Raw genomic sequence first — 16391 nt, forward strand, 5'->3', positions numbered from 1 at the left:
GTGGAACGGGCGTTGACGGCCGTCGCTTCCGCCTGGGCGACTTCGGCCTGGGCCTGGTCGATTTCTTCCGGCCGGCTGCCGCTTTCCAGCTTGGCGACCTGGGCCTTCTGGGCTTCCAGGCGGGCTTCTGCCAGCCGGACAGCGTCCTCGTACTGACCGCCGTCGATACGGGCCAGCAGTTGTCCGGCCGCCACCCGGTCGCCTTCTTCCACCTTCAGTTCCATCAGGCGGCCCTCGACGTTGAAGGCCAGGTTGACTTGGCGGATTTCGACGTTGCCGTAGAGGGTCAGGCCGTCGCCTTGGGCGGCGCGCTTGCCCAGCCAGTACCAGCCCCCCCCGCCGGCGGCCGCCGCCAGCACGATGATCGCCGCGATCGCCTTCTTCATGGCCTGACCTCGAACAGCCGGTATCCGGAGGCCGTCCCGGATGGACGCTCGCCCTCCTGCAGCCAGTCGGGCGGCCGATTCTCCAGCAAGCGCCGGTAGAGCAGGCCGGAACGGTCGCCGTCGCCCGGCCGCGCGAAATGGTTGCCGCCATAATCGGAGCAAATCAGGATGCTGTCCACCCCCCGCTCCGCCATCCGCCGCCTGGCCTCGCCATCGTCCTCGGCCCGCATGATAAGGACGGAATCGGCGATGCCCCGGTGGTTGCGGTGATGCAGGGTTGCCAGCACCGCATGGGGGGTGCGGTAGAGGATCTCGGCGCCGATATTGACATCAGTGAGGACGATGCGCGGCCGGGTTCCCAGGACCCGCGCCAGATCGCCGAAGCCACAGCCCAACTGCTGGCTGGGCACGTCCTTCTCGCCGTTGGCTTCCTGAAGGATGGCTCCGGCGACGGGCGGTGCGGCCAACAGGCCCAGGACGATGAGCGGACGGGCCGCGGTGCGCAGGCCGGGGCTCCGCCAGGTGTCGATGCGGCGGTCCAGGAAGCCGACCAAATCGGCCAGCGGCAGGCAGAAGAACAGCCCCGCGTAGGAAGCCCAGCGCAGCCATTCCACGGTCATCGCGCCGAACAGCAAGGTCCCCGCGGCGACGAACATCCAGGGCCAGAACCCTTCCGTCCCCCGGACCAGCCACAGCCGCCGTCCCAACATGGGCAGGGCCAGCAGGCCCGAGCCGAGATAGACGAGAAAGCCGCCGAAGCCGCCGACGGGCTGGTGTTCGATGATCTGGACCAGGACGCCTTCTGCCAAGGCCGGGATGTCGCCGACGGTGCCGGGAACCAGCCGCGGGGACAAGACGAGAAGCGCCGCGAGAACCGCCCCCCCGGTCCCCAGCCCCGCGCCCAGCCGGCGGACGGGCCCGTCCGGCCGCCAACGGGCGAGAACCTCCCAGGCGAGGACGAGCAGTCCCGCGAGAACCAAGTGAAGGGCCGAGATGCGGTCGGTCTCCAGCACCGCCAGGCCGGCCGGTCCCCGTTCGGCCAGCAAGGCCATGCCGATGCCGGCCAGGAAGGCCAGGGAAAGGGCCCGCGCCCTTTCCACCCCCCGCGGCTCGCCGGCCACCCAGGCCAGGCCGCAGACGGCCAGCGCGAGCCCCAGGACGGCCAGGAACTCGACGCCGACCCACAGGCCGAACGCGATGGCGAAGCCCGCCGCCACGGCCCCGCCCCGTTCCGCGGGGCCGAAGGATCTGGTCAAGGCGCCCAGCACCAGGACGACGGTCAGCAGATAGAGGGCATGGTGGTCGGCGACCCCCCAGCCCATCAGCGCCATGGTGCCCATCTGGGTGACGCCGATCGCCGCGGCCAGCGCCGCCCCGGCGCGCCCCAGCAAGGGAACGGCAGCCCAGGCCAGGGCAAGGGCTGTCGATACGTGCACGAGCGGACTGACCGCCAAGCCCGCCCAATGGATGGCGCGGGCCGGCCCCAGGAAAGGTTCGAGCGGCATCGCCAACAGCAGCAGTAGAACGTCCAGCGGTCGCGTCCAATGGGATTCGAAGCCGAAGGGAGCGTTGGCACGCCGCTCGACGCCATCCAGCCAGTTGCCCGTCTCGGCCAGATTCAGGACGCGCACCAGGCGCAGATAGCCGTCGCCGTCGGCGAAGCGCTCGAAGACCATGGCCGGGTCCTGGGCGAGGACCAGAACGCCGTGGATCATGGCGACGAAGGCCGCCGCCGCCAGTCCGGGCAATAACCTGCTACGCGAAGGCTTACCTTCCATCGTCGGCACCTCCTAGTCGGACACAACCCGGAACAGGCGGAAGGGCAAGGCGGACGGCAGGGGAAGTTCCCGCGCCCATTCGGGTCCCCGCCCGTCTTCCAGGCGCCGGTAGAACAGGTCGGGGCGCCCCTTATCGCCCGGCCGGGCGAAATGGTTGCCGCGCGATCCGGGGCACAGGGCGATCAGGTCGATGCCGCGGCGACGCAGTTCGGCCCCCGCCTCTCCTTCGTCCTCGGCTCTCAGGATGCGCAGGCTGTCCCGCATCCCCTCCTTGTTGCGGTGATGAAGCGTGGCGACCACGGAATGGTCGGTCCGATAGAGAATCTCCGGTCCGTCGTTGGCCGCGGCAAGAACGGTATGCGGTCCCGGCCCCGCCTTCTCCTCGCCCAGGAGTTCCACCAGACGGGCGGTCGGGCAGGACACCCCCTTTGCGGCCTCGGGCACCAGCAGGCCGCCCAGCAGCAGCGGCCCGACCGCCAGCCCGAACCCGCCAGCCAGCTTGGCCGGCAGGCGCCAAAGGCGGGCCGGCCGGGCTTCCAGCCAGCGATCGAGACGCAGAAGCGCCTCGGCCAGGAAGGGACAGGCGAATATCTCCGCATAGACGGCCCAGCGCGCGAAACTCTGAGCGAGAACCATATAGACCGCGAGCGCCGCCGCCAGCAGGCACCAGGCCCGGAAGGCCGGCCGCCCCCATTCCTCGCGCAGCCTGAGGTAGGCCACGGGCAGGCCGATCAGACCCGCCCCCAGGTAGGCAAGGAAATTTCCCATATCGTCGATGGCCGCATATTCCTCGACCGTTTCGAAGATCAGGAAGGTCTCCGGATCGAAGGCCGCCTTCGGGCCCAGAAGAAGCTGGGGAAAGATCGCCGCCATGGCGCCGGCGACGGCAACCGCCGCGACCGCCGCGACCGCCAGCCTCCGGGACGGATGGGCCAGCCAAGGGGCCCGGCGCTCCAGCCCGGACAGGACCGCCCAGGCCACCGATACCAGGAGGGCGAAAACGAGATGGATGGCGGAAATCCGGTCTTGCTCGACCAGCCCGAAGCCCGTCCAGCCCCGGTCGAGAAGCAGGGCGAGCGCCAGTCCGCCCAACAGGGCCAGGGACAGCGCCCGCAGCCGCCCCGCCCCCGCCGGGTCCCCCGCCACCCAGACCAGCCCCAGCACGACCAGGACCAGCGCCAGGAAGACCAGCATCTCGGGCCCGGCCCAGAGGCCCAGGGCGAAGGTCAATCCCGCGGCGACGGCCTCGCCGGCCCCCGAAGAAGGTCGGACCAGGGTGCGAAGGGCGAATCCGAGGGCCAGCACGGTCAGCAGGAGAAACAGGAAATGATGGTCGGCGATGCCGAAGCCGCCCAGCTTCGCCAGTCCCACCTGCAACGCGCTCAGACCGCCCGCCAGCGCCGCCCCCACGCGCCCCATCGACGGTGCCAGCGCCCAGACCAGGGCCACGGCCGTCAGGACGTGCAGCAAGGGGCTGACCAGGACGCCGGCCGCATGGACCGACTGGGAAAGGCCCAGAAAGGGAAGGAAGGGCGCCGCCAGAACGGCCAGCAGGACGTCGAAGGGCCGGGTCCAATGCATGACCAGGCCGAAGGGGGCATTGGCGCCGGGAATCAGGTTGTCGTACCAAAGGCCGGTTTCCAGCCACCGGGTGACGCGAAGCAAGCGAAGATAGCTGTCGCCGTCGCCGACGATTCTTCCCCAGTCCGCGGGATCGCCGCCCCCGGCCAGCGCCCCATGCATCAGGGCCACGAACAGGGCCACCGCGAGATAGCTCGTCGTCATGCTTCCTCCGCAACTCGCGCCCAGCCGTTCCCAGGGGGCGGAGAGTCCTGCCAAGGCGGGTTTCTGCGCCTTTCGCGATGGCACGCTGCAAGGTTTCGATCTACACTAGGCCCCGTGCCCGTCCGTTGTCGCGGATGTGGACCGGCGGGGTGCGTCAACACCGCCGCCCGCCCTGACCATAACTGACCTTCTACGGAGGTAGTTATGACTATCCATGACTTTAGCCCAAGCCCTTCCTTTTCCCAAGCGCCGCCCATCGGCGTCAAGGGGATTGGCATGGCCGCGGGTTAGGACGGGGGCGGGGTGGTTGCCGATTCAGAAATCGTAATTGCCCCCCCGGTGACGGATGTCATGCAGCAAGCGGCAGTGAGGTTCCGTCAAGGGTGAGCTTGATGGCGTGTCGCTAACAGGCCCCGTGCCGCCCGGCCGGAAGCCTGAACAGGAAGGTGCTGCCTCGGCCCGGTGTCGATTCGACCCAGATATGGCCGCCATGCCGTTCGACGATCTTCTTGCAGACCGCCAGACCGATGCCGGTGCCTTGGTATTCCCGACGGTCATGCAGGCGCTGGAAGATCATGAAGATGCGGTCGAAGTCTTTCGGCGCTATGCCGATACCGTTGTCGCGCACGGAAAAAATCCAATCTCCCCCGCAGTGACGGGCCTCGATCCGGATTTCCGGCCGACCATCGGGCGTTCGGTACTTGAGCGCATTGCCGATCAGGTTCTGGAACAGGCTAATTGCCTGGGAACGATCGGCAGGCAGGGTGGGAAGGACGCCGACATCGACGACCGCCCCCGATTCCGTGATGGACGCACGAAGGTTTTCCAGGGATTCCTGGAGCACGGGATTGAAATCGGTGGGCTCGATCTTCTGGCCGCGGGTACCGACGCGGGAATACTCCAGCAGGTCCCGGATCAACCGCTGCATGCGCCCGGAGCCTTCGACGATGAAGGCGATGAACTCGTCGGCGTCGTGATCCAGATGACCCTTGTAGCGGCGGGCCAAAAGCTGCGTATAACTCGAAATCATGCGTAGCGGCTCCTGGAGATCGTGGGAAGCGACGTAGGCGAACTGTTCCAGTTCCCGGTTGGAACTCAGCAGGTCCTCCTCCATCTGCTTGCGTTTGGCGATGTCGAGCCCCATGCCGATGACGCAGCCTTCCGCTCCCAGGTCGCAACGCCGTCCGGTGAAATAATAAGGGATGAGCCGTCCGTCGGCGGTGAGCAGCGGAGCTTCGGTTTCCGCGTGGCCCTTCTCCAGAACCTCGGCAATCTTCGCGGCGATCTTGGGACGTTCCGGGTCCGGGAACAGATCGACGGGCGATATATGGGCAATTTCGTCGCTGCTGTAGCCGCTGACGATCTCGAGATTCTGGTTCCACAGCCGGAATCGGTTGCCTTCGCTGATCAGGTAGAAGATGCCCGGCAGGCTGTCGATGGCGGTGCGGACGAAATCCCGTTCGCGCCGGACCGCATCCTCGACCGCCATGCGTTCCGAAACGTCGCGGAACACGACGACGGCCCCCACCAGGCTGCCGTCATCCTCGCGCACCGGGGTCGAGAAGTACTCGACCGGAAACGATGTCCCGTCCTTGCGCCAGAAGACCTCGCCCTTGATCTCGTGGGTAATGCCCTTCCGGTAGGAACCGTGATTCGGGCAATCGTCGGCTGGATAGGGGCTGCCGTCGCCATGACTGTGATGGATGATCGGGTGGATGGGACGCCCCAGCAGTTCCGCCGCATCGAAGCCCAGCATGCGGGCGCCGATGGGATTGATGAAGGTGGCGCGGCCCTGGGTGTCCAGCCCATAGATGCCTTCGCCGACCGAATCGAGCAGTAGCTTGTTCTGGCGGGCCAGGCGTTCGATGGCGGCATCGGCCGTCCGCCTTGCCGTGATGTCGCGCAGATAGCCGGTGAAGAATGGCTTTTCGCCTGTGTTGTGGACCACGGTGATGGCGAGTTCCACCGGGAACTCACTGCCGTCGTAGCGCAGGGCGGTCAGTTCCAGGCGCTTGTTGAGCGCCTGTCCCTTCCCGGAGGCGATGAAGCGCTTCAGGCCCGCGTCGTGCGCCGCACGATGGGCCGGGGGAATGATGGTCTCGGCCAGAAGCTTGCCGATCACCTTGTCGCGCGGGCACCCGAAGGTATGCTCTGCAGCCGGATTGAACTCGACGATCCGGCCTTCCGAGTCCATGGTCACGATGCAATCGAGGGCCGTGTCGATCACCGACCGGAAACGGGCTTCGCTACGCTTGAGTTCCTCCTCGGCCGCCTTGCGCTCGACGATGCCGGCCAACCCACTGGCCATGGTTTCCAGGAAGCGCTGCTCCTCCTCGCACCGGGGGTGGCCGGCGGCGACATAGATGTTGAGGACCCCGAGCAGCTTGGCGCCGCTGGCAATCGGTACGCAGTAATGGCCGTGCGACGGCATGCCGTCGTAGGTGATGGTATGGTCGTGGTCCACCTCGTTGCAGAAGACGACTTTTCCGGTGGCGGCGGCGCGACCGCAGTGGCAGGTGCCGAAGGGAACCCGAGCGCAGGAATCCAGTATCGTCTGGCCGATGCCATGCTGGGCCCGCATGGTCAGCATCCCCGGCGATTCAACCACGAAGATGCCGCCTTTCTGGTCCAGGGACAGGTAGGGGACACCGACGATCAATTCCAGGGCCTTCTGGAGCATCTCGTCCAGGGACAGGGAATGCAGGGACAAGGCGAGGACATCGTTCAGGACGCGCTGGTAGGCCAGGTTGTGGGTCAGGCGATCGCTGCTCTGGCGGAGTTGCTCGCTGGCTTGGCGCAATTCCTCCAGCAAGTCGCGCTCCTTGCGCGCCTGGTCGACGCCGTAGGGGCGCACGACCCAGAAATAGGCCAAGGGAACCACCAGAACCGGCAGGGCCAGCGCGTCGAACAGGACCTCCTGCCACGCCGAAAGCCATCCGGGCACGCCAAGGACGAGGAAAGCCATCAACAGGCTTTCCACCCCGAAGACGATCACCGCAAGTCGCAAGGCGACCTTCGTCAATCCCATCCCTTTGGCATCCCCGACCCCGACCGGGACGGGAGACGACGGACCGAGTCCGCCCCATCCGAGAGTTCCGGGACCTTAGACGTTTCTTTGTTCTGGAAAAACTCTACAGGAAAAATGGGGAAATCGCCATACCGTCTGTCAGCGACATACCGTCTGTCAGCGACAAGGGCCCCCATCCAGGTTGCGGAATCTGCACCCCTCCTGTACATCCATAGACGATTAAACCTTAGTCGAAATCCAAGGAATACGAACCGCATCCCAGAGGGATGTCGGTGGACCGGGGAGAAATCGCGATGCGTGGAGCATCCCCTACCCGGCTGCAAGTCGCCGCCGCCCCGTCGGGCGGATGGCGGGACGGACCGCTGGCGGTCACGGTGGCGGCCTGATGCGGGTCCTGTTGGCCGCGACGTTGCTTCTGGCCTGGAATGCCTCCGCACCAGCGGAGGAGCCCCAGGGCGAGGCAGCGCTGTTGTCCGGCATCCGCCAGGTCACCTTGGCCGGGGCGCGGGCGGGGGAAGGTTATTTTTCCGCCGACGGCCGCCAGATGGTCTTCCAGAGCGAGCGGGAGCCCGGCAACCCCTTCTACCAGATGTACGTGATGGACCTGGCGACCGGCGCCACGCGGCGGGTCTCGCCGGGCCTCGGCAAGACCACCTGCGGCTGGCTGCATCCGGATGGCCGGCGGGTGCTGTTCGCTTCCACCCAGGGCGATCCGGAAGCAGCCGCCAAGCAGAAGGCGGAACTGGGCAGCCGGGCGGCCGGAGATAAGCGCCGCTACGCCTGGGACTACGACGCCGAATACGAACTGGTCCAGTACGACCTGGCCGCCGGCACCTGGAAGCACCTGACCAACGCGCCGGGTTACGACGCCGAAGGCGCCTATTCCCCGGACGGAACGCGCATCGTCTTCGCTTCCAACCGCGACGCCTATGTGCGCGAACTGTCGCCGGACGAAAAGGCGCGCTTCGAGAAGGACAAGTCCCATTTCATGGACCTTTACGTCATGAATGCGGACGGCTCGGATGTCAGGCGGCTGACCTCCGCCCCCGGATACGACGGCGGTCCCTTCTTCAGCGCCGACGGCGAGAAGATCGCCTGGCGCCGCTTCGCCGAGGACGGCTCCAAGGCCGAAATATTCACCATGAACGCCGACGGCACCGGCGAAAGGCAGCTCACCCGGCAGGGCGTCATTTCCTGGGCGCCCTTCTTCCATCCTTCCGGCGACTACTTGATCTTCGCCAGCAACAAGCTTGGCCACGGGAATTTCGAACTGTTCCTGGTCGATGCCGAAGGCCGCGGCGAGCCGGTGCGGGTCACCGACAAGGAGGGCTTCGACGGCCTGCCCGCCTTCGCCCCCGACGGCCATCGGCTGGCCTGGACCAGCGGGCGGACGGCCGACGGCAAGCCGCAGATCTTCCAAGCCGACTGGAACGACGCCGAAGCGCGGCGCCTGCTGGGCATCGCCAAACCCTGGACGCGGCGGCCGGCCGCCCCCCTGGTGCTGCCGCCAGTCGCCGACCGCGACCTGGGTCGGCATGTGGAGCGGCTGTCCTCGGACGCCTTCGGGGGCCGCCTGGCCGGTACCGCCGGGGAAGCCCTGGCCACTGCCTACGTCGCCCAGGTCTTCGAATCCCTGGGGCTGGAGCCGGCGGGCGACGACGGCACCTGGTTCCAGCCCTTCACCTTCACGGCAGGCGTCTCGCTGGGGCCGGGAAACCGCCTGGAAGTCATGGGCGCCCCCGCAGTGCCGGCGCCCGAAACCGATAAGACCTGGCGACCGCTCGCTTTCGCCGCCACCGGCACGACCGGCCCGGCGCCCGTCACCTTCGCCGGCCATGGCATCGACGCCCCCGCCGACGGCGCCCAGGCGGCCTTCGATTCCTATTCCGGGCTGGACGTCGCCGGCAAATGGGTGCTGGTCTTCCGCGACCTGCCCCAGGACCTGGAACCCGCCCGCAAGCTGCACCTCGCCCGTTACGCCGAACTGCCCTACAAGGCCGCCACGGCGCGCCGCAAGGGCGCTCTCGGCCTGATCGTCGCCCCGGCGCCGGGCATCCCCTACAAGGACCCCTTGGTACGGCTGGCCTACGACCCTTCCGGCGGTCTTTCCAGTCTGGCCGGCATCGCCATCGACGCGGCGACCGCAAGCGGCCTTCTGGCGGCCGCCGACGCCGCCCCCCATGACTTGGCCCGCCGCCTGGACAAGGGCGAACCCCTGCCCGGTTTCGACCTGCCCGGCGTCATGCTGGCCGCCACCACCGACGTGCTGCGCGAGGCGCGTTCGGGACGCAATGTCCTGGCCCGCCTGCATGCCGGCGGTCGGGCGGACGCCCCGGCGGTCGTGCTGGGGGCCCACGTGGACCATCTGGGACGGGGGGAAACCAGCGGCTCGCTCGCCCGCGACGACGAAAAGGGCCAAGTCCACCCCGGCGCCGACGACAACGCTTCGGGTGTCGCGGCCCTGCTGGCGGCGGCCCGCGACCTGACCCTGCAGGCCCGCATGGGACGCCTGCCGGCCAAGCGCGACATCCTGTTCGCCGCCTGGTCGGGAGAGGAACTGGGGGTGCTGGGCTCCAGCCATTTCCTGGGCCGCATCGCCAAGGAAGCCGAACCACCCAGCCGCATCGCCGCCTACCTGAACATGGACATGGTGGGGCGCCTGCGCGACCGCCTGAACCTGTTCGGCACCGGCTCCAGTCCCGCCTGGCGTGGCCTGATCGAACGGATCGCTCCGCCCCTGGGGTTGGATGTGACCCTGAAGGACGACAGCTACCTGCCATCCGACGCCACGCCCTTCTACATCAAGGGCATCCCCGTCCTGCACGCCTATACCGGCATCCATGGCGAATACCATTCGCCCCGCGACACCGCCGACCTGGTCAATCACGAGGGGCTGGCCGCCGTCTCCCGCCTGATGGCGCGCCTGGTCCGCGAACTTGCCCTGGCAGCCGATCCCCCCGCCTACGTCCTCCAGGACCGGCCCAAGGGCGAGGGAGGCCGCAAGCGGTCCAACGTCTACCTGGGAACCATTCCCGACTACGCCCGCGAGGGCGGCAAGGGCGTCCTGGTGTCCGGCGTGACCAAGGGCGGCCCGGCGGAAGCGGCCGGCCTGGCGGCGGGCGACGTGATCGTCCGCCTGGCCGGCGCCGACCTGGAGACCATCTACGACTACGTCAACGTGCTCAACCTGCTGAAGGCCGGCAAACCGGAAGAGATGGTCGTACTCCGCGCCGGCGCCCGGATCGCCCTGACCGTGACGCCGGCGGCACGGGAATAGCGAAAGCCAGACACAGTGAGGCTTCTCCCCTCCTTGCCAATTCCCCGAAGCCACGGGCATACTGACTGTGGGTCAGATGCAAGGGGTACGGACCATGCTGATCATGCAGGTTTGCTGGACGGCCGAGGAAGGGTGGCGGACCGAGGGGGAAGGCGATGCCGGGCGAAAGCCCGATGTGGTGTTCTATTTCGCCTCGCCGAAGCAATTTCGTGACGGGGCGCGGATCGTCGAACTGAAAGAGCGCTTCGGCGACACGCCCACCCTGGGCTGCTCTACCGGAGGGGAAATCCTGGGTACCGAGGTATTCGAGGACAGCGTCGTCGCTTCTGCCGTCTGGTTCTCCGACACCCGGATATCCATCCAGTCGGAATGTGTCGCGGACGGCGAGGAATCGGAAGCCGTTGGCGCTCGTCTGGCCGCCAAGCTGGACCGTAAGGATTTGGCCGGGGTGTTGGTGTTGTCGGACGGCACCAAGGTCAATGGCACCCAACTCATCAAGGGTCTGCAAGCCGGATTCGGCGGTGGGGTCACGATCTTCGGCGGCTTGGCCGGAGACGGAGCGGACTTCCGCACCACCTACGTGGATGCCGGCCAGGCAGCGCCGGGGGTGGTGGCGGTGGCCGGCTTCTACGGTCCGCGCTTCCGTGTTTCTTGCGGCAGTTTCGGCGGCTGGCTGCCCTTCGGGCCCGAACGGCGGGTAACCCGTTCGGTCGGCAACGTGCTCTACGAACTGGACGGCGAACCGGCCCTGGAACTCTACAAGCGCTACCTGGGCGACGAAGCGGCGCGCCTGCCGGCCAGCGCCCTGCTATTCCCGCTGCGCCTGCAAACCAGCGACGGGCAGGCCCTCACCCGGACCATCGTCGGCATCGACGAATCCGCTCATTCCATGACTTTCGCCGGCGATATCCCGCAGGGAGCCGTCGTTCAGCTCATGCGATCGACCATCGAGCGGCTGGTGGATGGCGCCGAGGAAGCCGCCGGCCAGATCGAGGCCAAGGAAGGCGACCGCCTGTCGATCCTGGTGAGCTGCATCGGCCGTCGCTTGGTGCTCGGGCAGCGGACCGTCGAAGAGGTGGAAGCCGTGGCCGACCGCCTGGGCGAGAACAACCGCCAGATCGGCTTCTACTCCTACGGCGAATTGTCGCCGCTGGGATTTGTCGATCGCTGCGAATTGCACAACCAGACCATGACCATCGCTACCCTGGGCGAAGTCTGATCCCATGGCCGCCAAGCGGCACCCCTTGCTGGAAAGACAACTGGCGCGTGCCCAACGTGGCCGGCAGGACGGTATGCCGGACCTGGAGCGCCTGCTCGACATGGTCAGCCAAGCCTACGAGGAGACGGATCGCGAACGTCATCTGTCGGAGCGTGCGCTGCAACTCATGGAGGATGAGCTGCGGACCGCCAACACCCGTGTGCGCCAGGAGGCGGAAAACCTGGTCAAGACGGTGCTGGAGAACGTTGGCGATGGCGTGGTGATCGCTAGCGAAGATGGTATCATCGAGGGAACCAACAAGGCGGTGGAGGCCATGTTCGGCGTGTCCTCCGCCGAATTGACCGGCCAGAACCTGAAGGTTCTGATGCCGGAACCCCATGCCGGGGAACACGACGCCAGGATCGCCGACTACCGAGCCGGTGGCCCGCCCAAGGTGGTCGGCCGCATACGGGAGGTTCCCGCCAGACGCGCCAACGGCGAAATATTCCCCATCGAGCTGGCGGTGGGCGAGTTGGTGCGAGCCGATGGCCGGCGCTTCATCGGCATCCTGCGCGACATCACGGAGCGTCGGCACGCGCAACAGGAACTGCGGGACAGCGAGCAGCGGTTCCGCGATTTCGCGTCGGCTTCCTCCGACTGGTTCTGGGAAATGGATGCCGACCTGAGATTCACCCGCTTCCTCGGCAACTACGAGTCAGTTCTGGGCCCCGGCGGCGATCGGGCCGTCGGCAAGACCCGCAACGAAATCCTCGATTTCAATTACGATCCGCAAGGTTGCCTGAGCCACTTGGCCGACATCGATGCGCGGCGGTCGTTCCGCAACTTCGTCTACCGTACCCGCGATGCAGCAGGCCATCCCGCCTATCTACGGGTCAGCGGCACGCCCCTGGTGGACGATGACGGCACCTTCGTGGGCTACAGGGGGACGGCCACCGATGTGACGGCCGAAATGGCGGTGGCCGAGCAGGTGCGCAAGCTGACCACGGCGATCGAGCAAAGTCCATCGATCCTGGTCATCACCGACGTCCGCGGCATCATCGAGTACGTGAACCCCAAGTTCACGGAGGTTACCGGGTACGACGCGGAGGAAGCCATCGGCCGGTCGACCAACATGTTGCGCTCAGGCCATACCCAATCCGATACCTATTCGGCCCTTTGGAGGACCATCCAGGAAGGGCGCGAGTGGCGGGGCGAGTTCCTGAATCGTCGCAAGAACGGGGAGTTCTATTGGGCTTCCATGCTGATCGCGCCCATCGTCTCGCCCTTGGGCGAGATCACCCATTACGTCGCGCTGCAGGAAGACATCACCGAACGCAAACGGGCGGAAGAGGCCCTGGCGGAAAGCGAACGCCGCATCCGCCGCATCCTGGAAACTTCCAACGAGGGCTTCTGGGTGATCGACAACGCCGGCTGCACGGTCGAAGTCAATCCGACGATGTGCCGCATCCTGGGCCGGCGGCGCGAGGAGATCGCCGGGCGGAGCATCTTCGATTTCGTCGACGAAGCGAACGCCGCCGTCTTCCGCTTCCAGGTCGAACAACGCATCAAGGGCAAGCACGGGGCCTATGAAGTGGAACTGCGCCAGCCGGACGGAGCCAACGTGCCTTGCCTGTTCAACGCCTCGCCCCTGCTGGACGAACAAGGTGCCATGGTCGGTTCCTTTGCCCTGGTGACCGACATCGCCGACCTGAAGCAAACCCATGCGGAACTGCAGCGCGCCAAGGAGGCAGCGGAAATCGCCAGCCGGGCCAAGTCGGAATTCCTGGCCACCATGAGCCACGAAATCCGCACCCCGATGAACGGAGTGATCGGCATGACCGGTCTGCTGCTGGACACCGAGTTGTCCACCCAGCAGCGCCACTTCGCCGACACCATCCGCGAGTCCGCCGAGTCCCTGTTGGCCATCATCAACGATATCCTCGACTTTTCGAAGATGGAAGCCGGCAAGCTGGAACTGGAGTCGGTGCCCTTCGATCTGCTGAATCTGGTGGAAGGCGTGGCCGATCTGCTGGCACCGCGGGCACATGCCAAGGGGATCGAGATTTCCTCCTACCTGCCTTTGCCCTTGCAAGGAGTTTACCAGGGCGATTCCGGACGACTGCGCCAGATCCTCATCAACCTGATGGGCAACGCGGTGAAGTTCACCGGAAAGGGCGCGGTAGGATTGGAAGTGCTGCCGGGCGGTGCCAGCGACACGCTGCGCTTCAATGTCCGGGATACCGGAATCGGTATTCCTGCCGATGCTCTCGATCGGCTGTTCACCAGTTTTTCCCAGGTCGATGCTTCGACGGCCCGCCGCTACGGCGGGACGGGCCTCGGGCTGGCCATCTGCAAGCGCCTGGTCGAAGCCATGGACGGCCGTATCGGCGTGGAAAGCCGGCTCGGAGATGGGAGCCTGTTCTGGTTCGAGATTCCTATCGAGAAGGTGGGCGAATCCCAACGTCAGGTTCCGGCCGATCAGGCCGACGTCCTGCGGAACCGGCGGGTCCTGGTGGTCGACGACAACGCCACCAACCGCGAGGTGTTCCTGCGCATGCTGGGATCCTGGGACGTGCCCTGCCAGGCGGCGGGAGACGCGACCATGGCGCTCGGATTTCTGCGCCAAGCCATCAAGGAGGGGCGCCCGTTCCAGACCCTTCTGCTCGATGTGCACATGCCCGGCATGTCGGGCATCGATCTGTTGCACGTGTTGCGCGGAGACCCGACCTTCAAGGGGCTCTGCGTGATCGTGGCATCTTCCCTGCAGGGGGCGGATATCCGCAGGGAAATCGACGGCGTCGGCGTCGATGGATATCTGGTCAAGCCGATCCGCCAGTCGGCCCTGTTCGACGTGCTGGTCAGCGCCAGCAACGCCCGGACCGTGCAGGCGGCGCCCCGGACAGGCAGCCCAACGTCGGCGGTGGGTGCGGCGCCCGGGGCATCCCGGTTGCGTATCTTGGTGGTCGAGGACGTGCCGGTCAACCAGGAGGTGGCGGTAGGTTTGCTGGGTCGGCTGGGATTCCGCGCCGATGTGGCGGCCAACGGCCGCGAGGCCGTCGATGCCGTGCGCAGCTTGCCTTACGATCTCGTGTTCATGGACGTGCAAATGCCCGAGATGGATGGCTACGAGGCGACGCGAACCATCCGCGCCCTGCCAGGCCATGCCAGCCGGGTGCCCATCGTCGCCATGACCGCCAACGCCATGAAGGGGGATGAGGAGAAATGTCGCTTGGCCGGCATGGACGGCTATATCGCCAAGCCGGTGGACCGGAACAAGCTGGCGGAAGCCATCGCCACCTTCACGGGAGTGAATGAGGCACCGCCCCCGGAGACCATGCCGCGCGAGGCCATCGAGGCGGCAGGCATTCTCGACTGGGATGTCCTGCGTAATCTGGAGGAGGATCTGGGCAAGGCTCCGGTGGCCCGCTTGGTGAAATCCTTCCTGGTGAATACGGAAGATCGCCTGGTCAAGCTGGCCGTTGCCCTGCGGGCCCTCGACCTGACGGCCATCGCCAAGGAAGCCCACAGCCTCAAGGGCGTGTCCAGCACCCTCGGCATCGCCGGCGTCCAAGGAGTCGCCAAGGCCTTGGAGGATGCCGCCCGGGGCGGCGACCGCGACCGCCTTCCCGAACTCGGAGACGCCTTGGCCCAATCCTTCCGTGACGCGGAAAGGGAGCTTCGCACGGCCTATCCCGAGGCCATGGGGTGAAGTCAGGATATCCGCTTGTTCCAGTCGGCCACCCAGGCGAGGAAGTCGTCCTGGGGCAAGGGCCGGGACAGGTAGTAGCCCTGGGCCATGTTGCATCCTGACTCGGCCAGCATATCCCAGTGTGCCTCGGTTTCGACGCCTTCGGCCACCGTCTTGATCTGCAAGGCGTGGGCTAGGCCCAAGATGGCCTCGACGATGATCCGCGAGTCCTTGTCCTTGTGGGAGTCCATGACGAAGGAACGGTCGATCTTGAGTTCCGAAAAGGGCATGCGGTGCAGTTCGACCAGGGAGGAATAGCCGGTCCCGAAGTCGTCCAGCGAGATGTTGATGCCCTTGATGCGCAGGCGGGTCAGGATGTCCATGGTCGCCTTGGCGTCGGTCATGGCCGAGGTTTCCGTGACTTCCAGGATCAGGCGGCTGGAATCCAGCTTGGCTTCGGCCAATAGCGCCGAAACCCGGGTGGGGAATTCCAGGTCGGTCAGCGACGCCGCCGACAGGTTGACCGCCACGGCGATGTTCAGGCCCCGATCGCGCCAGACGCAGGCTGCCGCGATGGCCTTGCGCAGGATGCGCTCGGTCATCGGATCGATCAGGCCGGAACGTTCGGCCAGGGCGATGAACTGGTCGGGGAAGATCATGCCGCGCTTGGGATCGTTCCAGCGCACCAAGGCCTCGGCGCTCAGCACTTGGCGGCTGCGCATGTCGACCTTGGGCTGGAAGTTGAGGAACAGGTGGTCGTGACGGATGGCCAAGTCCAGGTCGCCTTCGCGCACCGTGGCGCTGACTTCGGGAAGCTTGGCCAGCATGGCCCGCACGTCGGCCGGCCGCAGCGGCTTTTGCAGGTTGCCCAGCATGTTGAGGCCGTAGGATTCGCCCAGGTTCAGGGCGCTGCGCAGCAGGCGTTCGTCGAAGCTGCTAATCAGGAGGATGGAGGATTTGGCGCCCCGGCCCGACAGGTAGCGCAACACCTCGACGCCATCCGTATCCTGCAACGACAAGTCGAGGACGATCAGATCGGGCTGGAAATCGGCGAACGTTTCCTTCAGCCCGGCGAAGGTTTCGATGGAAAGGGTCTCGAACCCTTCCTTCTGGACGATGACGGTGATGAACTCCCGCAACTCGGCATCGTCGTCGAGAATGAGCACCCGGCGGCTGGTCATGGCTAAACGAACCTGTTCGATTGACCCCAGGGGAGTCTAGCGCCAATCGCGAAGGAAGGCGACAGACCTT

At 66.4% G+C, this 16391-nt stretch carries 8 protein-coding genes; 3 read left to right on the forward strand and 5 right to left on the reverse strand.

Features of this window, described 5'->3' with window-relative positions; all coding sequences use genetic code 11:
* The 4 genes from H7841_09135 to H7841_09150 all read right to left on the reverse strand — a co-directional run.
* A partial coding sequence (locus H7841_09135; protein ID MEO5337043.1) for a biotin/lipoyl-binding protein occupies positions 1-386 on the reverse strand: 386 nt, incomplete at its 3' end.
* Positions 383-2164, reverse strand: a complete 1782-nt coding sequence (locus tag H7841_09140) for a hypothetical protein (protein ID MEO5337044.1) — start codon at positions 2162-2164, stop codon at positions 383-385. The genes H7841_09140 and H7841_09135, both read right to left, overlap by 4 nt.
* Before the next feature lie 12 nt (positions 2165-2176).
* Positions 2177-3949, reverse strand: a complete 1773-nt coding sequence (locus H7841_09145) for a hypothetical protein (GenBank protein ID MEO5337045.1) — start codon at positions 3947-3949, stop codon at positions 2177-2179.
* A gap of 403 nt (positions 3950-4352) precedes the next feature.
* Complete coding sequence (locus H7841_09150; GenBank protein MEO5337046.1) at positions 4353-6977, reverse strand: PAS domain S-box protein; 2625 nt, start codon at positions 6975-6977, stop codon at positions 4353-4355.
* Between the two features lie 385 nt (positions 6978-7362).
* On the opposite strand from H7841_09150, the gene H7841_09155 reads away from it, so the two are divergent.
* The 3 genes from H7841_09155 to H7841_09165 all read left to right on the forward strand — a co-directional run bounded on the left by H7841_09155 (position 7363) and on the right by H7841_09165 (position 15161).
* Positions 7363-10254 carry a M28 family peptidase gene (locus H7841_09155; protein ID MEO5337047.1) on the forward strand — a complete coding sequence of 964 codons (2892 nt, stop codon included), beginning with the start codon at positions 7363-7365 and terminating at the stop codon, positions 10252-10254.
* A gap of 94 nt (positions 10255-10348) precedes the next feature.
* Positions 10349-11473, forward strand: coding sequence for an FIST C-terminal domain-containing protein (locus tag H7841_09160; protein MEO5337048.1), 1125 nt, complete (start codon positions 10349-10351; stop codon positions 11471-11473).
* Positions 11474-11477: 4 nt separating this feature from the next.
* On the forward strand, positions 11478-15161 hold the full coding sequence (locus tag H7841_09165) for a PAS domain S-box protein (GenBank protein MEO5337049.1): 3684 nt from the start codon (positions 11478-11480) through the stop codon (positions 15159-15161).
* Between the two features lie 2 nt (positions 15162-15163).
* On the opposite strand, the gene H7841_09170 is transcribed toward H7841_09165, so the two are convergent.
* The gene (locus H7841_09170) at positions 15164-16321 is read right to left on the reverse strand and encodes an EAL domain-containing response regulator (protein ID MEO5337050.1); all 1158 of its coding nucleotides are present in this window, start codon (positions 16319-16321) and stop codon (positions 15164-15166) included.
* Between the last annotated feature and the right edge of the window lie 70 nt (positions 16322-16391).

Origin of the sequence: Magnetospirillum sp. WYHS-4 (assembly GCA_039908345.1) — a bacterium.
GTDB lineage: Bacteria > Pseudomonadota > Alphaproteobacteria > Rhodospirillales > GLO-3 > JAMOBD01.

Coding starts and splice junctions, on each gene's coding strand:
- H7841_09145 (MEO5337045.1), bottom strand. CDS start 3,949: ATGACGACGAGCTATCTCGCGGTGGCCCTGTTCGTGGCCCTGATGCAT.
- H7841_09155 (MEO5337047.1), top strand. CDS start 7,363: ATGCGGGTCCTGTTGGCCGCGACGTTGCTTCTGGCCTGGAATGCCTCC.
- H7841_09170 (MEO5337050.1), bottom strand. CDS start 16,321: ATGACCAGCCGCCGGGTGCTCATTCTCGACGACGATGCCGAGTTGCGG.
- H7841_09150 (MEO5337046.1), bottom strand. CDS start 6,977: ATGGGATTGACGAAGGTCGCCTTGCGACTTGCGGTGATCGTCTTCGGG.
- H7841_09160 (MEO5337048.1), top strand. CDS start 10,349: ATGCTGATCATGCAGGTTTGCTGGACGGCCGAGGAAGGGTGGCGGACC.
- H7841_09140 (MEO5337044.1), bottom strand. CDS start 2,164: ATGGAAGGTAAGCCTTCGCGTAGCAGGTTATTGCCCGGACTGGCGGCG.
- H7841_09165 (MEO5337049.1), top strand. CDS start 11,478: ATGGCCGCCAAGCGGCACCCCTTGCTGGAAAGACAACTGGCGCGTGCC.